The organism is Mesorhizobium sp. Cs1299R1N3, from assembly GCF_037179625.1.
In the GTDB taxonomy this organism is placed as follows: domain Bacteria; phylum Pseudomonadota; class Alphaproteobacteria; order Rhizobiales; family Rhizobiaceae; genus Mesorhizobium; species Mesorhizobium salmacidum.
Window position 1 is genome coordinate 197699 of record NZ_JAPYKQ010000003.1, and the last position, 14129, is coordinate 211827.

At 63.6% G+C, this 14129-nt stretch carries 16 protein-coding genes and 1 pseudogene; 12 read left to right on the top strand and 5 right to left on the bottom strand.

Annotated elements, in window-relative coordinates; all coding sequences use genetic code 11:
- Nucleotides 1-58: 58 nt before the first annotated feature.
- Complete coding sequence (locus O7B34_RS09465; protein WP_127279684.1) at nt 59-400, top strand: winged helix-turn-helix domain-containing protein; 342 nt, start codon at nt 59-61, stop codon at nt 398-400.
- 79 nt (nt 401-479) lie between these two features.
- Here the strand turns inward: O7B34_RS09465 and cobF are convergent, their stop codons facing one another.
- Nucleotides 480-1241, bottom strand: a complete 762-nt coding sequence (cobF, locus tag O7B34_RS09470; protein WP_337145784.1) for a precorrin-6A synthase (deacetylating) — start codon at nt 1239-1241, stop codon at nt 480-482.
- Between the two features lie 197 nt (nt 1242-1438).
- On the opposite strand from cobF, the gene O7B34_RS09475 reads away from it, so the two are divergent.
- From O7B34_RS09475 to O7B34_RS09495, 5 genes are all read left to right on the top strand, one after another.
- Nucleotides 1439-2452: a DUF4424 domain-containing protein gene (locus O7B34_RS09475; protein WP_337145785.1), complete on the top strand. Its 1014-nt coding sequence runs from the start codon at nt 1439-1441 to the stop codon at nt 2450-2452.
- Nucleotides 2452-2970, top strand: a complete 519-nt coding sequence (locus tag O7B34_RS09480; RefSeq protein ID WP_337145786.1) for a dihydrofolate reductase — start codon at nt 2452-2454, stop codon at nt 2968-2970. The genes O7B34_RS09475 and O7B34_RS09480 overlap by 1 nt, the downstream gene beginning before the upstream one ends.
- 166 nt (nt 2971-3136) lie before the next feature.
- The gene (gene hflK / locus O7B34_RS09485) at nt 3137-4252 is read left to right on the top strand and encodes an FtsH protease activity modulator HflK (RefSeq protein ID WP_337104917.1); all 1116 of its coding nucleotides are present in this window, start codon (nt 3137-3139) and stop codon (nt 4250-4252) included.
- A 2-nt stretch (nt 4253-4254) separates the two neighbouring features.
- Nucleotides 4255-5223, top strand: coding sequence for a protease modulator HflC (gene hflC / locus O7B34_RS09490; protein ID WP_337105194.1), 969 nt, complete (start codon nt 4255-4257; stop codon nt 5221-5223).
- Nucleotides 5224-5229: 6 nt separating this feature from the next.
- Entirely contained in the window at nt 5230-5418 is a 189-nt protein-coding gene (locus O7B34_RS09495) for a DUF2065 domain-containing protein (protein WP_027141711.1), read from the top strand.
- A 30-nt stretch (nt 5419-5448) separates the two neighbouring features.
- On the opposite strand, the gene O7B34_RS09500 is transcribed toward O7B34_RS09495, so the two are convergent.
- Nucleotides 5449-5574, bottom strand: coding sequence for a hypothetical protein (locus O7B34_RS09500; RefSeq protein WP_281405555.1), 126 nt, complete (start codon nt 5572-5574; stop codon nt 5449-5451).
- Here O7B34_RS09500 and O7B34_RS09505 point away from each other — a divergent pair.
- Complete coding sequence (locus tag O7B34_RS09505) at nt 5564-7081, top strand: DegQ family serine endoprotease (RefSeq protein ID WP_337104916.1); 1518 nt, start codon at nt 5564-5566, stop codon at nt 7079-7081. The two genes, O7B34_RS09500 and O7B34_RS09505, sit on opposite strands and share 11 nt — an antisense overlap.
- Before the next feature lie 49 nt (nt 7082-7130).
- Here O7B34_RS09505 and O7B34_RS09510 read toward each other — a convergent pair whose 3' ends face one another.
- Both O7B34_RS09510 and serB read right to left on the bottom strand, forming a co-directional pair.
- Nucleotides 7131-7703 carry a GNAT family N-acetyltransferase gene (locus O7B34_RS09510; RefSeq protein WP_337145788.1) on the bottom strand — a complete coding sequence of 191 codons (573 nt, stop codon included), beginning with the start codon at nt 7701-7703 and terminating at the stop codon, nt 7131-7133.
- Nucleotides 7700-8587 (bottom strand): phosphoserine phosphatase SerB, encoded by an 888-nt coding sequence (gene serB / locus O7B34_RS09515; protein WP_337145790.1) that lies wholly within the window; start codon nt 8585-8587, stop codon nt 7700-7702. Before serB ends, O7B34_RS09510 begins: the two co-directional genes overlap by 4 nt.
- On the opposite strand from serB, the gene miaA reads away from it, so the two are divergent.
- A complete protein-coding gene (gene miaA, locus O7B34_RS09520) occupies nt 8577-9566 on the top strand; it encodes a tRNA (adenosine(37)-N6)-dimethylallyltransferase MiaA (protein ID WP_337145791.1) in 990 nt (329 codons plus the stop codon). The two genes, serB and miaA, sit on opposite strands and share 11 nt — an antisense overlap.
- Nucleotides 9567-9671: 105 nt before the next feature.
- Nucleotides 9672-10466, top strand: a complete 795-nt coding sequence (locus O7B34_RS09525) for a GGDEF domain-containing protein (RefSeq protein WP_337145792.1) — start codon at nt 9672-9674, stop codon at nt 10464-10466.
- A gap of 223 nt (nt 10467-10689) precedes the next feature.
- On the opposite strand, the gene O7B34_RS09530 is transcribed toward O7B34_RS09525, so the two are convergent.
- On the bottom strand, nt 10690-12522 hold the full coding sequence (locus O7B34_RS09530; RefSeq protein ID WP_337145793.1) for an ATP-binding protein: 1833 nt from the start codon (nt 12520-12522) through the stop codon (nt 10690-10692).
- A 154-nt stretch (nt 12523-12676) separates the two neighbouring features.
- Here O7B34_RS09530 and O7B34_RS09535 point away from each other — a divergent pair, with 154 nt between their 5' ends.
- The 3 genes and pseudogenes from O7B34_RS09535 to O7B34_RS09545 all read left to right on the top strand — a co-directional run bounded on the left by O7B34_RS09535 (nt 12677) and on the right by O7B34_RS09545 (nt 14128).
- Nucleotides 12677-13240 carry a helix-turn-helix domain-containing protein gene (locus O7B34_RS09535; protein ID WP_337145794.1) on the top strand — a complete coding sequence of 188 codons (564 nt, stop codon included), beginning with the start codon at nt 12677-12679 and terminating at the stop codon, nt 13238-13240.
- 4 nt (nt 13241-13244) lie between these two features.
- A pseudogene (locus O7B34_RS09540) lies at nt 13245-13552 on the top strand (hypothetical protein).
- 45 nt (nt 13553-13597) lie between these two features.
- On the top strand, nt 13598-14128 hold the full coding sequence (locus O7B34_RS09545) for a GNAT family N-acetyltransferase (RefSeq protein WP_337145796.1): 531 nt from the start codon (nt 13598-13600) through the stop codon (nt 14126-14128).
- Nucleotide 14129: the final 1 nt, after the last annotated feature.

Below are 14129 nucleotides of genomic sequence, written 5' to 3' on the forward strand. Positions count from 1 at the left end.
CGCTATATTGTTTTGGAATAACGGTCGCCGAAGCTGAAGCGATCGCGGAGGAGCAAAAATGCCGTCGCTGAGCTTGCGGATAAATCTCGATCCGGACGGACGGATAGGCCCTGGCAAGATCGAGCTTCTGGAGCACATCGCCACGTTCGGTTCGATCTCGGCCGCCGCGCGCGGCATGGAGATGTCCTACAAGCACGCCTGGGATCTGGTCGAGGACATGAACCGGGTGTTCGGCAAGCCGCTGGTTTCGGCGCAGACCGGCGGCCGCAAGGGTGGCGGGGCGCAGCTGACGACGGTCGGCCTGGCGGTGGTCAGCCGCTTTCGCGCCATCGAGCGCGCGGCGTCCGCCGCGGCGGCGACGCATATGGATGCGCTGCAGGCCGAGATTGAAGCGGGGTAGGGAATGGTCAGCAGTCAGTAGTCAGTAGTCAGTAGTCAGTATTTGGTTGGCTTCACTACTCACTACTCACTACTCACTACTACTCCTGCTTTCGCAGCAAATACGTGTCCATGATCCAGCCTTTTTCCCGGCGGGCTTCGTCGCGGCGCTTTTCAATCTCGGCGCCGACATCGCCCAGGCGGCCGGAGATGATGATCTCGTCCGGCGTGCCGAGATAGGCGCCCCATTGGATGAAAAGGTCCTGGTCGGCCAGCGTGTTGAAGGCGCATTTGCCGTCGAGCATGACGACGGCGCTGCCGGCATTGTCAGGCATGCCTTCCTCGGTCAGGCGGCGGCCGGTGGTGATCAGCACGGGATCGCCGATGCGGTTCAGCGCCGTTTTGTGGCTGGCGGCCAGCGCCTGGATGGCAGTTATGCCAGGGATGACTTCCAGCTCGAAGGCGACACTGCCCCTCAGGCGCACGCGCTCCAGGATGCGCAGGGCGCTGTCGTAGAGCGAGGGGTCACCCCAAATCAGGAAGGCGCCGCAACCGTCCCCGGCGATCTCGTCGCGGATCAGCCCCTCGTAGATGGCGGCGATCGCCTCATGCCAGTCGTCTACCGTCGAGCGATAGGAAGACGTTGGTTCGGTGCGCACCGGCACGTCGAACTCAACCCGGCGTGAGGTCGGGTTGGTGACGAAGCGGTCGCAGATCCCGCGCCGCAGGTCGGCAAGGTCTGTCTTGTCGGCGCCCTTGTCGGGAATAAACAGGACGTCCGCCCGGTTCAGGCCCGATATGGCCTGAACCGTCATGTGGTCGGGATTGCCGGCGCCGATGCCGATGACGAGAAGCTTGCGCATGCGGCGAACTCCTGCCCGATCGTAACCTGTTAGTCCAGACCGCATGCGTGTCCAGCCCGCATGCGTGTCCAGACCGCGTGCGTGTCCAGACCGCATGCGTGTCCAGACCGCATGCGTGAGCACTGACGCGGAAGGGCTTTGAAACGCCGCATTGAAAGGGCTAGGGTCCCGCGGGCATTCTCGCCGAGGGGGCTTTCATGCTGCGATATGTTTTGACCACCGTACTGGCCCTATCGGCGGCGCCTGCATTGGCCAATGATTCGGTTGCCGAGCTTGGTACCGGCGGCCTGATCCTGTCGCGCAACGATGCCGTGGCGATGCAAAGTGAGGATCTTTTCATCTCGCCCGAAAAGGTGACGGTGGATTACGTCTTCCACAACAACACCAACAAGGATGTCGACGCGATCGTGGCCTTCCCGATGCCCGACATTTCGGGCGATCCCGAAGAAATGCCGGCAATCCCAGAAAACCAGAGCGACAACTTCCTCGGCTTCGAGGTGACGATCGACGGCGCGCCGGCAAAGCCGCAACTCGAGCAGAAGGTGCTCGCGCTCGGCATCGACATCAGCGCCGATTTGATGGCGCAAAACGTGCCCTTCAATCCGTTCGGCGATGCCGCCAAGGCGGCGCTGGCGAAGCTGCCGCAAGCGGTGGCTGACGACTGGGTCAACCGCGGCATCATCATCGAGGATGCGGAGGCCGACAGTGGCCAAAAACCCGGCTATTTGCCGTTCTGGCAATTGCGCTCGACCTATTGGTGGCGCTCGGCCTTCCCGGCTAACAAGGACGTTCACGTCTCGCACCGCTACAAGCCGAGCGTCGGCGGCACGTCGTCGGTCAGTTTTTTCAATGAGGGCCAGTTCCAGGGCTCATACGCAGCCTACAAGACCCGCTACTGCATGGACGGCACCTTCGAGAATGCGGTGCGCAAGGCGGCGAAGGACAATGCGGACGGTTATCCCAAATTCTACGAAAGCCGCATCGCCTATATCCTGACCACCGGCGGCAACTGGGCGGCGGGCACCATCGGCAAGTTCAAGCTGACCGTCGACAAGGGCAACCCGAGAGCCCTGGTCTCGTTCTGCGGCGACAACGTCAAAAAGGTCGGGCCGACGAGTTTCGAGATGACGGCGCACGATTTCTATCCCGAGCACGACATCGATATCCTCCTGCTCGAACCATCGGACAGCAATGGCGGGGACGCAAATTGATGCATGTCGCGATCTACGTGGCCATTGCCGAGAACGGCGTGATCGGGCGGGACGGTGGGTTGCCCTGGCGGCTCTCCACCGACCTCAAGCGCTTCAAGGCCGACACGATGGGCAAGCCCATCATCATGGGCCGCAAGACCTATGAAGGCATCGGCCGGCCGCTGCCGGGCAGGCTGAATATCGTCGTCACCCGCGACAAGGCGTGGCGCGCCGAGGGCGTCGAGGTGGCGCATACGCTGGAAGCCGCGATCCAACTGGCGACCGTGCGCGGACGCTGCATGACAGGCGTCGACGAGGTCTGCATCATCGGCGGCGGCGAGATCTATGCCCAGGCGCTGCCGCTGGCGGACCGCCTGCACGTCACCCATGTGCTGGCCGCCGTCGACGGCGACGCGTATTTCCCGCCGATCGACCCTGATATATGGCACGTGGTCAGTTCGCAGGAGGTTCCGTCAGGAGAAAAGGACAGCCATGCGACGCGCTGTACGGTTTACGAGCGCCGCCGCGAGATGGTTTGAAGACAAAAACGGCATTTAAGGACGACAAAGGGTCGCTACCGGCCCAAAACGGATGAAGTCGGCGGGCATCGCGTTGAAAGCGTGCCGTGGCGTCCCTATAGAAGAACGACACTGGATTTGCGCCGTACCCGCGGCGCTTGAGGGAATTGCAAGCGAAAGGACATTCATGCCCTGGAACGACAAAGGTGGCGGAGGCGGCGGCCCGTGGGGTGGCGGCGGCAACAACCAGGGGCCCTGGGGGCAGGGACCCAAGGGGCCGAGCGGCCCGCAGGGGTCGCCTCCCGACCTCGAAGACATCATTCGCCGTGGCCAGGATCGGCTGAGGCGCGCGCTGCCCGGCGGCGGTGGCGCCAGTCCGGCCGTGTTCGGGCTGATCGCCGCGGTGCTGGTGGTCCTGTGGGCCTTCCAGGCGGTCTATACCGTTCAGCCCGACGAAGTCGCGGTCGAACTGCGCTTCGGCAAGCCGAAGGCCGAGCTTTCCCAGCCTGGCCTGCACTTCCATTGGTGGCCGCTTGAAACCGTCGAGACGGCCAAGATTTCAGAGCAGCTCGTCGACATTGGCGGTGGCAACACCAGCGGCAACGGCCTGATGCTCTCGGGCGACCAGAACATCGTCAATGTACAGTTTTCGGTGGCCTACCAGGTCTCCGACCCCCGCGCTTACCTGTTCGACGTTTCCGACCCGGACGGCATGCTGCGGCAGGTTGCCGAGAGCGCCATGCGCGAAGCCGTCGGCCGCCGGCCGGCACAGGACATTTTCCGCGACGACCGCCAGGGCATAGCGGCCTCGGTGCGCGAGATCATCCAGACGACGCTGGACGGCTACAAGGCCGGCCTCAACGTCAACGCCGTCTCCATCGAGGATGCAGCGCCGCCACGCGAGGTGGCAGATGCGTTCGACGAGGTGCAGCGTGCCGAGCAGGACGAGGACAAGTTCGTCGAGCAGGCCAATCAGTATTCCAACCAGAAGCTCGGCCAGGCACGCGGCGAGGCAGCCCAGGTCCGCGAAGACGCGGCCGCCTACAAGAACCGTGTGGTGCAGGAAGCCGAAGGTGAGGCCCAGCGCTTCATCTCGGTCTACGACGAATATGCCAAGGCCCCCGATGTCACGCGCAAGCGCCTTTATCTGGAAACCATGGAGAGGGTTCTGAAGGACTCGAGCAAGGTCATCGTCGAGCAGGGCAACGGACAAGGTGTCCTGCCCTATCTGCCGCTGCCCGCATTGCAGCCGAAACCGCCGGCGCCGGCTGCCCCCGCCGCGAGCACGGGAGGTACCCAGTGATGATGGCCAACCGTCTTCCCATCTTCGTCGTCGTAGCGGCGGTCATCCTGTTCCTGATCTATTCCTCGGTCTTCGTGGTCAATGCGCGCCAACAGGCGCTGGTGCTCCGTTTCGGCGAGATCGTTGACGTCAAGAGCGAGCCAGGCATCTACTTCAAGGCGCCGTTCTCGTTCTTCGACGCCGACACGGTGCAGCTGATCGAGAACAGGGTGCTGCGCTTCGATCTCGACAACATTCGCGTCCAGGTGTCGGGCGGCAAGTTCTATGAGGTCGATGCCTTCATCGCCTACCGCATCTCGGATCCGCGCGTCTTCCGTGCGGCGGTGTCGGGTCAGATCGAACTGGCCGAAGCGCGGCTCAGGACGCGTCTCGACGCTGCCTTGCGCCGCGTCTACGGCCTGCGCGATTTCGAGGCCGCGCTCTCCGAAGAGCGTGCCGTGATGATGCGCGAAGTTCGCGATCAGCTCAGGCCCGACGCCACGTCGCTCGGCTTGCAGATCGAGGACGTCCGCATCCGCCGCACCGATCTGACGGCCGAAGTTTCACAGCAGACCTACGACCGCATGAAGGCGGAACGCCTGGCGGAGGCCGCGCGGCTGAGGGCACGCGGCAACGAAGCGGCACAGCGCATTACGGCACGCGCCGATCGTGAAGTGGTCGAGATCGTTGCCGAAGCGCGGAAGGAGTCCGAAATCCTGCGCGGCGAGGGCGAAGCCCAGCGCAGCGCCACCTTCGCGGGAGCCTATCAGCGTGATCCGGCCTTCTTCGACTTCTACCGGTCGATGAATGCCTATGGCACCGCGCTGGACAGCACCGGGACCACCATGGTGCTGTCGCCAAGCTCGGAGTTCTTCCGCTACTTCCGCGATCCCGACGGCAAGGAAGGGCCGGCGAAGCCGACATCGCCGGCACCCGCCGCGCCGGCGGCGGCACCTGCCGCGCCGACGACACAACCCAGCACCGGCCAGTAACGGCCGGTGCAGGACTTCTTCGCGGCGATAGGCCTGGTCCTTGTCATAGAGGGCCTGGTCTATGGCGGCTTCCCCCGCTTTGCGAGGAAGCTCGCGGGCGAAGTGCTGTCGATGCCGGAGAATGCACTGCGGATTGGCGGGCTGGCCGCGATCGCCATCGGTGTCGGCATCGTCTGGCTGGTGCGGGGCGGGTAAAGGCGTCCGGTTTGCGGAATAACGCTCGATTTACACTCCGCCGATAGCCATAGCCGCAAACGTGCCGTATTTCTTGCCATCATGGCGCGACACGGCGTTTTCGTCGAAGCGCTTTTCTCTTTCAGAAATGCCGGGAGGCTTCTCGATGACATCCAACACCCTTTTGCGCGCCGCTCGACGGACGTTGGTCGCCGGTACGGCAGCGCTTGTCCTGGGCACTGCCGCCATCCCGTCCTTCGTGACGCCGACATTCGCCGCCGATGGGCCTGCCTCGGTCGCCGACCTGGCGCAAGGCGTCCTCGGCGCGGTGGTCAACATCTCGACCTCGCAGACGGTGAAGGGCACCGAAGGGCCGGGCGCCGTGCCGATGCCGCAGCTGCCCGAAGGCTCGCCCTTCCAGGACTTCTTCGACGACTTCTTCAAGAACCGCGGTGGCGACAAGGACAATGGGTCCCAGAAGGTGCAGTCGCTCGGTTCGGGTTTCGTCATCGACGCCGAGCAAGGCATCGTCGTCACCAACAACCATGTGATCGCCGATGCCGACGACATCGAGGTCAATTTTTCCGATGGCGTGACCTTGAAGGCGACGCTGGTCGGCACCGACACCAAGACCGACGTCGCGGTGCTGAAGGTCGATCCGAAAGGCCACAAGCTGACGGCGGTGAAATTCGGCGATTCCACCAAGATGCGCGTCGGCGACTGGGTGATGGCGGTCGGCAATCCGTTCGGTCTCGGCGGCACCGTCACCGTCGGCATCGTCTCGGCGCGCAATCGCGACATCAATTCGGGCCCCTATGACGATTTCATCCAGACCGATGCGGCGATCAACCGCGGCAATTCGGGCGGACCGCTGTTCAACAGCGCCGGCGAGGTCATCGGCATGAACACCGCGATCATTTCGCCGTCCGGCGGCTCGATCGGCATCGGCTTCTCCATTCCCTCGCAGCTCGCGTCGGGCGTCGTCGAGCAGTTGCGCCAATATGGCGAGACGCGGCGCGGCTGGCTCGGCGTGCGCATCCAGCCGGTGACGGACGACATCGCGGAAAGCCTGGGCATGGCGACCGCCAAGGGCGCGCTGGTGGCCGGCGTCATCAAGGGCGGACCAGTCGACAACGGCACCATCCAGGCCGGCGACGTCGTCATCAAGTTCGACGGCAAGGACATCCATGAAATGCGCGACCTGCCGCGCGTCGTCGCCGAAAGCCCCGTGGGCAAGGCCGTCGATGTGCTGATCGTGCGCAAGGGCGTCGAGCAGACGGTGAAGGTGACGCTCGGCCGGCTCGAGGATGGCGAGAAGCTCGCCAGCGGCGAGAATGGCAACACCGACCAGAACAAGGGCGGCGATAAGGCTCCGGCTGTCTCGACCGCCGCGGTGCTTGGCATGACGGTCGGCGAACTCAATGACGAGACGCGCAAGAAGTTCAGCATCGCCGGCGATGTTTCCGGCGTCGTCATCACCGATGTGGCGAAGGACTCCGCCGCCGCCGAACGCGGTATCCAGCCGGGCGAAGTGATCACCGAGATCGCGCAGGAATCGGTTGCCACGCCCAAGGACGTCATGGACAGGATCGGCGCGCTGAAGGAGCAGGGGCGCAAGAACGCGCTGCTGATGCTGGCTTCGAAGACCGGTGAGCTCAGGTTCGTGACGATCCGGATGGATTGATGTCCGGCAGGACCTGAAAAACCTGATTTTGACGGAAAGGGCGGTTAGACTAGAGAGCCGCCCTTTTTCTTGCCTGCCAGTCTTGGCGAGACAGCCGGTAGAACACATTCCGCTTGAGCGCGGGATGGCTGTCGGGAATGCCGGGATGATCGAAATCGGCGGAGGGATCGGCTGTCATGCCGAGACGTTCCATGACGGCAGTCGAGCGGCGGTTGTCGGCGACGGCGAAGGAAACGATTTCGTCCAGGGCCAATGTCTCGAAACCGTAGGCCAGCCATGCCTCGGCGGCCTCGGTGACATAGCCCTTGCCCCAGAATTCGGGCGCCAGCCGCCAGCCGATCTCGATCATGCTGGCCGGCAGGAACGGCAGGTGATCAGTTCCGGTTATGCCGACAAAGCCGATGCATTCGCCGGTGGCCGCGATCTCAGCGGCGGCAAAGCCATAGCCGTCGCGATCAATGGCGGCGCGGAACTCATTCATCTTGGCGTCGGCGGCGGCGCGGTCGCGGCGAAACGGGAAGAACTCCATCACGCGTTCATCGGAATTGATGCGATGGAACAATTGGCGGTCGCGATCCTCCCAATTGCGCAGGATCAGTCGTTTGGTACGGATTGGTTTCATTGCACGAATTCTTCCTGCCGGTAGCCCTGCAGATAGAGCAGCGCGGTCAGGTCGGCATGGTCGATCCGGACTTTTGCCTGCGCCGCGACGCTAGGCTTGGCATGGAGCGCGACACCGGTGCCGGCCAGGCGGATCATGTCGAGATCGTTGGCGCCGTCGCCGACGGCGATGGCATCGGCCGGCGTCAAGCCAAGGCGCGCACAGATTTCGAGCAGCGCCTCGGCCTTGGCGGCGCGGCCGAGGATCGGCTCGCCGACCAGCCCGGTGAAGCGTCCATCCTGGTCGAGCAGGCTGTTGGCGCGGTTTTCCTGAAAGCCAAGCATCGCAGCGATGCGCGTGGTGAAGACCTCGAAACCGCCCGAGACGAGTGCAGTCCAGGCGCCGTTGGCGCGCATGGTCTGGACCAGCGCGCGGCCGCCCGAGGCCAGCGTCAGCCGATTGGCGACGATATGCTCGACCACGGCGGCATCGAGACCCTTGAGCAGCGCCACGCGCTCGCGCAGCGCCGGCTCGAAGGCGATCTCGCCATTCATCGACCGCGCGGTGATGGCCGCCACGTGATCCTTGACGCCGATCTCGTCGGCCAGTTCGTCGATGCACTCCTGGTCGATCATGGTCGAATCCATATCGGCGAGAAGGATTTTCTTGCGGCGTGTTTCAGCCTGCTGGACGATCACATCGATGGGCTCAACGGCCAATGCGGCACGAAGCCTTGCAGTCGTTTCATCAGCCTGCGCCTCTGGCGGCAGGGAAAGATCACAGGCAATGCCTTGGGCCAGCCAGACGACAGCGCTTGCGCCCACCGACCGTGAGGCCATATTCGCAAGCGACGGCGACAGAGCGCGGTCAGCGGGATGGGAAACAAGCGTGGCAATGAGCGGCATCGAGGATTCCGGCGCGGATGCGGGCGAAGGCCGCGTGAAGAACGCAATCCTGATAGCCGGGCCAACCGCCAGCGGCAAGTCAGCGCTGGCGCTCGAACTGGCCGAACGCACAGGTGGCGTCATCGTCAACACCGATTCCATGCAGGGCTATTCGGTTCTCGACGTCCTGACCGCCCGGCCGGAGGCGGTTGAGCTCGCAAGAGCGCCGCATTTTCTCTATGGGCATGTCCATCCCCGCTCCGCCTACTCGACCGGCGCCTGGCTGCGCGACGTGATGAAACTGATCGACGACGGCACGTTCTTCGAACGGCCTGACGGAACACTCTCGCGGCGGCCAATCTTCGTCGGCGGCACCGGCCTTTATTTTCGCGCGCTGACCGAGGGTATTTCGGAAATGCCCGACATTCCGCAGCGGATCCGCGATCGCTGGCGCTATGAGTTGAAGGAGCAAGGCGCGGTCAAGCTGCACGCCCTGTTGTTGCGTGAGGATTCGAGAGCCGCCATGCAGCTGAAGCCAACCGACAGCCAGCGCATCGTGCGGGCGCTCGAGGTGCTCGACGCGTCCGGCCGATCGATCCTGGAATGGCAGGCCGAGCGCGGCCGGCCGCTGATCGACAGGCAGAGCGCGCATTTCCTGGTCATCGAGCCGGATCGGGCGGCATTGGTCGACCGCATCGAAAGACGTTTCGACCGGATGCTGGACAAGGGCGCGCTGGAGGAAGTCAAGCAGCTTGCGGCCCTTCATCTGGACCCAGACCTGCCGGCGATGAAAGCGATCGGCGTTCGCGAACTGCAGGCTGCGATGGCAGGACAATCGAGCTTTCCCGAGGCGATCGAGCGCGCCAAGATCGCGACAAGGCAATATGCCAAGCGGCAGGCGACCTGGTTTCGCCATCAACTGGGGCCGGAATGGCAGAGACTGCGCCCCGGTGACGATCTCGAAACCACGATCCAAACACTTGCTGCTAATGCAACTTAAAAAGTTGATCTTGAGGGCGAGGTTCCCGCCGAAGTTGCCGGAATTAACGCTCCGTAAGGCGGTCGGTGCCATAAGGTCGGTGGGCACTTTTCCATCGGGGAGCAGATGCGTTTCCATAAGGCGGAATCCGCTTTTTTCGTCTTTATTTTCGTGATCCTCGCTGCTGGCCTGGTGACGCTGCACGCCTATGGGCTCTTGCAATCCTTCGCCACCGAGCTCCATACGCCTTCGGGCCTGGACAAGGTCATCTACCTCAACAAGCTGTTGTTCGCGACAGGCGTTCTGCTCGCGACCGCGCTGTTTTTCGGCATCTTCTTCATCTACCCGCTGATCCGCAAACAGGCGACGGAAGAAGGCAAGCTGCGCGCCATGACGGTTTCGCTCAGTGCCCGCTCGGAGACGTTCGAGCATGCCGCCCTGACGGACGGTCTGACAGGCATGCAGAATCGCCGCTATTTCGACGACGCGCTGAAGGAATATCTCGAGGAGTTCCGGCGCATCGAAAAGCCGGTCGGGCTGATGATCCTCGATCTCGACCATTTCAAGCAGGTCAACGACACGCATGGCCACGACGTCGGCGACGAGGTGCTCAGGGCTGTCGCCAGATGCCTCAAGGACATGACACGTTTCCACGACGTGGTGGCGCGCCTGGGCGGTGAGGAATTCGCCGTTGTCACGCCCAACATGGAGGCGGACCTCCTGGCCAAATTCGCCGAGCGCATCCGCAAGGCGATCGCCAACATGTCGATCCTCTCCGGCAACAATGTCCGGCTCAAGATCACGACCAGCGTCGGCCTCGCCGTCTGGGACCGCAAGGAAACCGCCGAGGAATTCTACCGCCGCGCCGACCGCCAGCTCTACGAAGCCAAGAGGCAAGGCCGCAATCGCGTCTGCGCCTAAAATCCCGTCACTGAATTCGTGAGGCCGGCCGTCTGCTGCCGTTTTCTGCGCTTCCGGTGCTCACGGACTGAATGTCCGCTCCGCTCCGGTTCTCGAAAACGACACCAGCCGACTCAGCCTGACGAATTCCCTGACGGAATTTACCCAAGCTGTCCAACGAAGATGGATCGTCCGCTTGCACGGATTCTCAGGAATTTTCGTAGACGGGGCGGGGCGGTTAAGCTCAATCGTTCTGCGGACGCAGGCCGAAGGTCGCCGGCTTGAGGCCGTAGCGCGTGTCGAAATCTTCGTCCGACTGCACGCGCGCCGCCGCTGGCGGTTTGCGGTAATCGGGGTCGCCGGCCTGCCGGCCGGAATCGACCACCTCGGCGAAAGCCATTGCCTGGCTCTGCGGTTTCGGCACGTTGCGCAGCCGCTCGACGATCGCCACCAGATCGACCTCACCGGCCTTCGACGTCACTTCTTCCTCGCGCTTCGCCGTGCCCGGAAGCAGGTGAGCGGGCAATCTCTCGAACTTCAGCCGCATGGTCGTCGCCACGCCTTCGCCGAAAGCGATCGCTTCGCGCTGGCCCATGGAAGACAGGAACGCGAGCGTGGAGGCGGACGAGTCGGCGATTGCCGAGCGGATGATCGCCTGGTCCTGCTCGTTGGCGAGCCGCATGGCGAAGAAGGTCGAGCATTGCGACAGAATGGTCGGGTCCAGCTCGCCTGGGCGCTGGGTGACGACGCCGAGATAGCAGCCATATTTGCGGCCTTCCTTGGCGATGCGCGACAGCGCATGCCTGGTCGGCGCGAAGCCGAGGCGCGGATCGGCAGGCATATAGCGATGCGCTTCCTCGCATAAAAACAGGAGCTGCAGCTTGCCTTCACTCCACAAGGCGAGGTCGAAAGCCAGGCGCGCCAGCACCGAACAGACGGAATTGACCACTTCCGAGGGCATGCCGGCCATCTCGAAGCAGGTTACCGGGCGGCCATGATGCGGCACGCGGAAGATGTTGCCGATCGTCTCGTGGATGGTGTCCTCGATCAGGCGCGAATTGAACATGAAGCGGTAGCGCGGATCGGCAGCCGCCGATTCGATGCGCGTCTTCAGCGATTTGAGGGTCGGACGATCGGTCTTGCTTTCGAGCATGCCCATGCGCTCGTCGATCTGCTTGAGCAGGTCGGCGATGCGGTAGGGTACCGGCGTATCGGCGGTCAGCGCATCGCTGCCGCGCCTCAGGTAGGCGCCTGAACCGGGGTTGCGATAGAGGTTCTTGGCGAGCGGAACGAGGTCGCGAAGGGCGTCGATCTCTTCCGGCTCCGTTTCGCGTCCGCGAAACAGCACTTCGGCGAATTCCTCCAGCGTGAACATCCAGAACGGCAGGTCGAGCGTCTTGGAATCGACCTTTACGCAATATTCGGGCAGCGAGGCCGCGAACTCATTGTGCGGATCGAGGATCAGGATGCGCAGGTCCGGTCGCGCCGCGATCGACTTGCGCAGCAGCAGCGACACGGCGGTCGACTTGCCGACGCCGGTCGTGCCGACAATGGCGAAATGGCGCGCCAGCGTGTCGTCGATCGCGATGTTGGCGGCGATCGCCTCGTCCTGCGCCAGCGAGCCGATGGTGATGGAATGGCGGCCGGCCAGATCATAGACCGCCTGCAGGTCGCGGGTGCGGATGCGGTGCGCGACGGCGCCGATATGCGGATAGCTGGTGATGCCGCGGTCGAAGATCGGCTTGGCGCCGGGTTCGGCGCCGTCGCGCACTTCGCCGATCAGTTCGATGCTGACCTCGATGGCGTTCTGACCCTCATTGCTCCAGGCGCGATCCGACTTGCCGATCGCATAGACCAGGCCAACGGTGCGCGTCGTGCCCAGATTGATGGAGATCATCTTGCCGACCGTCCACAGGCCGGTGATAGCGCCGTCGACGTCGTCGGCATAGGCGCTGATGGTGGCGCGCGCGCCGTCGCATTGCACGACGTTGCCCAGGATGCGCCGATCGTTCTGCTCTGCGTTGCGGCGCTCCTGCGATGTCGGTTCTCCGACGGAAGCCTCGCGTTCGACATACATGGACAGGCCAATCCCCATTTCCCTGGAGACCGGACGCTACAGGAACGGGGTTAAGGTCGGATGAGGTCGGATGGTGTAGAGAGGATTAAAGCCTTGGTGAAAATTATCGTGAGATGGCTCTTCACTCGCGTTCTTGTTCCGTTATAATGGACGAATGGATGATATAGCGAACGATATTTCCTCGACCATCGGCAGGCGCATTCACGCCGAGAGGATCATGCGGGATTGGTCGCTGGCCGAACTCGCAGAACGGTCGGGCGTTTCCAAGGCGATGCTGAGCACGATCGAGCGCGGCATGACCAGCCCGACGGCCGCGCTTCTGGTGCGCATTGCGGCGGCCTTCGGCATGACGCTGTCGACCCTTATCGCGCGCGCGGAATTGCAAGGCGGCGGGCTGCTGCGCGCGGCCGACCAGCCGGTTTGGCGCGACCCCGATACAGGCTATGTCAGGCGGCATCTGTCGCCGGCCTGCGACATGCCGCTCGAAATGATCAAGGTCCATCTGCCGGCGGGCGCGAAAGTCAGCTTGCCCGCGGCATCCTACGCCTTCATCAAACAGCAGATCTGGCTGATCTCGGGACAACTCGAATTCACGGAAGGCGATCAGGTGCACAGGCTCGAACCGGGCGACTGCCTGGCGCTCGGGGCACCGTCGGACTGCACCTTCCATGCGCTGGGGCCGGGCGCCGACTATCTCGTCGCTCTGGTCAGGGGCTGACATCATGGCAAGACGGCCAAAGCGCTCCCACAATGGGGGCCGCCTCTTGACGACTACAAGGGGCCGCCATGGGGCAAGGGCGATCCTTACATCTTCCTGGCCTGGCAGGCGGCGCACGCCAAGGCATGGAAGGCGCCGAGCCGCGAAGTGATGCTGATGCGCATGGACAAGGCTGAACGGCTGGGCCTGACCTATGAGGAATACACGCTCGAAATCCTCGAGCGCGGTCGGCATCTCAGGGAAGAGGACACCGAACGCATCAGCGCCATCAAAGCCGCGCGCAAGCGGCGGCGTGCCAGCCATCTCGACTGACCCCAGCGCTACTGATCCCAGCAAATCGTTTCCAGAGGACCAGATATGAATGCCATAGAAATCGGACCGTTGACCGCCAGCCAGGAAACACTCGCACTGCTGAAGGATCTGCTGGTCGAAACGGTTGCCGCCGGCGGATCGGTCAGTTTCATGCATCCGCTGGCGCCGGAGGCGGCAAGGGCATTCTGGGAGACGTCGCTGGCCGCGGCGGCACGAGGGCAAAGAGTGGTGCTTGGGGCATGGGACGGCGGGGCTCTGGTCGGCACCGTCACGCTGCTGCTCGACTGTCCGCCCAACCAGCCGCATCGGGCCGAGATCGCCAAGCTGATGACATCAGTCGAGCAGCGGGGCAGGGGCGTCGGGACCCGCCTGATGCGGGCCGCCGAACGCCTCGCGGCGGAGAAGGGGCGCACGCTGCTGGTTCTGGATACGGCGACGGAGGAGGGTGCTTCAGGACTTTATGAGAAGCTCGGCTTCACCCTGGCCGGCGAGGTACCGGATTATGCGCTGAAGCCGCATGGCGGGCTGACGGGCACGCTGATCTACTGGAAACGTATCGGCACAGCGTTGCGGTAGC

What these genes read in the sequence shown, in the direction of transcription:
- O7B34_RS09465 (WP_127279684.1), top strand. Translation starts at nt 59, where the DNA reads ATGCCGTCGCTGAGCTTGCGGATAAATCTCGATCCGGACGGACGGATA.
- cobF (WP_337145784.1), bottom strand. Translation starts at nt 1,241, where the DNA reads ATGCGCAAGCTTCTCGTCATCGGCATCGGCGCCGGCAATCCCGACCAC.
- O7B34_RS09475 (WP_337145785.1), top strand. Translation starts at nt 1,439, where the DNA reads ATGCTGCGATATGTTTTGACCACCGTACTGGCCCTATCGGCGGCGCCT.
- O7B34_RS09480 (WP_337145786.1), top strand. Translation starts at nt 2,452, where the DNA reads ATGCATGTCGCGATCTACGTGGCCATTGCCGAGAACGGCGTGATCGGG.
- hflK (WP_337104917.1), top strand. Translation starts at nt 3,137, where the DNA reads ATGCCCTGGAACGACAAAGGTGGCGGAGGCGGCGGCCCGTGGGGTGGC.
- hflC (WP_337105194.1), top strand. Translation starts at nt 4,255, where the DNA reads ATGGCCAACCGTCTTCCCATCTTCGTCGTCGTAGCGGCGGTCATCCTG.
- O7B34_RS09505 (WP_337104916.1), top strand. Translation starts at nt 5,564, where the DNA reads ATGACATCCAACACCCTTTTGCGCGCCGCTCGACGGACGTTGGTCGCC.
- O7B34_RS09510 (WP_337145788.1), bottom strand. Translation starts at nt 7,703, where the DNA reads ATGAAACCAATCCGTACCAAACGACTGATCCTGCGCAATTGGGAGGAT.
- miaA (WP_337145791.1), top strand. Translation starts at nt 8,577, where the DNA reads ATGAGCGGCATCGAGGATTCCGGCGCGGATGCGGGCGAAGGCCGCGTG.
- serB (WP_337145790.1), bottom strand. Translation starts at nt 8,587, where the DNA reads ATGCCGCTCATTGCCACGCTTGTTTCCCATCCCGCTGACCGCGCTCTG.
- O7B34_RS09525 (WP_337145792.1), top strand. Translation starts at nt 9,672, where the DNA reads ATGCGTTTCCATAAGGCGGAATCCGCTTTTTTCGTCTTTATTTTCGTG.
- O7B34_RS09530 (WP_337145793.1), bottom strand. Translation starts at nt 12,522, where the DNA reads ATGTATGTCGAACGCGAGGCTTCCGTCGGAGAACCGACATCGCAGGAG.
- O7B34_RS09535 (WP_337145794.1), top strand. Translation starts at nt 12,677, where the DNA reads ATGGATGATATAGCGAACGATATTTCCTCGACCATCGGCAGGCGCATT.
- O7B34_RS09545 (WP_337145796.1), top strand. Translation starts at nt 13,598, where the DNA reads ATGAATGCCATAGAAATCGGACCGTTGACCGCCAGCCAGGAAACACTC.